Raw genomic sequence first — 1,602 nt, forward strand, 5'->3', positions numbered from 1 at the left:
TTCTCCCTACTAAGCGCTCCACATGTCCTAGCGATCATGCTTCGACGCCCTTAGAACGCTCTCCTACCATTGTCCAGAGGACAATCCACAGCTTCGGTAATATGTTTAGCCCCGGTACATTTTCGGCGCAGTGTCACTCGACTAGTGAGCTATTACGCACTCTTTAAATGATGGCTGCTTCTAAGCCAACATCCTAGTTGTCTGGGCAACGCCACATCCTTTTCCACTTAACATATATTTTGGGACCTTAGCTGGTGGTCTGGGCTGTTTCCCTTTCGAACACGGACCTTATCACCCATGTTCTGACTCCCAAGTTAAATTAATTGGCATTCGGAGTTTGTCTGAATTCGGTAACCCGAGAGGGGCCCCTCGTCCAAACAGTGCTCTACCTCCAATAATCATCACTTGAGGCTAGCCCTAAAGCTATTTCGGAGAGAACCAGCTATCTCCAAGTTCGATTGGAATTTCTCCGCTACCCTCAGTTCATCCGCTCACTTTTCAACGTAAGTCGGTTCGGTCCTCCATTCAGTGTTACCTGAACTTCAACCTGACCAAGGGTAGATCACCTGGTTTCGGGTCTACGACCAAATACTCAACGCCCTATTCAGACTCGCTTTCGCTACGGCTCCACATTTGCTGCTTAACCTTGCATCAAATCGTAACTCGCCGGTTCATTCTACAAAAGGCACGCCATCACCCATTAACGGGCTCTGACTACTTGTAAGCACACGGTTTCAAGTTCTATTTCACTCCCCTTCCGGGGTACTTTTCACCTTTCCCTCACGGTACTGGTTCACTATCGGTCACTAGAGAGTATTTAGCCTTGGGAGATGGTCCTCCCGGATTCCGACGGAATTTCTCGTGTTCCGTCGTACTCAGGATCCACTCAAGAGTGAATAAACTTTCGACTACAGGATTATTACCTTCTTTGATTCATCTTTCCAGATGATTCGTCTAGTTTGTTCTTTTGTAACTCCGTATAGAGTGTCCTACAACCCCAACAAGCAAGCTCGTTGGTTTGGGCTCTTCCCGTTTCGCTCGCCGCTACTCAGGGAATCGATTTTTCTTTCTCTTCCTGCGGGTACTAAGATGTTTCAGTTCTCCGCGTCTACCTTCAGATATGCTATGTATTCACATATCGATAACATGACATAACTCATGCTGGGTTTCCCCATTCGGAAATCTCTGGATCAAAGCTTACTTACAGCTCCCCAAAGCATATCGTCGTTAGTAACGTCCTTCATCGGCTTCTAGTGCCAAGGCATCCACCGTGCGCCCTTAATAACTTAATCTTTTTTGACTTTCAACACGAACAAGTCGGTTGAAAACCCAAAATGTTATTAATCTGTGAGTGTTCTTTCGAACACTAGCGATTATTTCTTTTTGAATTCAAAGCTTGTTAAAAAACTCTAATTCACTCGGTTTTGCTTGGTAAAATCATAAATTTTACTTACTTATCTAGTTTTCAATGTACAAAACAATGCAATGAATACTCCAATGAGCACTCAAAACTGAATACAATATGTCAATGTTATTCCTACTACATCTTCGTAAGAAGATGTAGACGAATAAGCCCTTAGAAAGGGGGCGATACAGCCGCAC

At 44.6% G+C, this 1,602-nt stretch carries 1 rRNA gene; it reads right to left on the bottom strand.

Features of this window, described 5'->3' with window-relative positions:
• A 23S ribosomal RNA gene (locus DDF78_RS12375) occupies window positions 1–1,292 on the bottom strand; the annotation flags it as partial.
• Window positions 1,293–1,602: the final 310 nt, after the last annotated feature.

This window comes from Bifidobacterium tibiigranuli, from assembly GCF_009371885.1.
Lineage (GTDB): Bacteria > Actinomycetota > Actinomycetes > Actinomycetales > Bifidobacteriaceae > Bifidobacterium > Bifidobacterium tibiigranuli.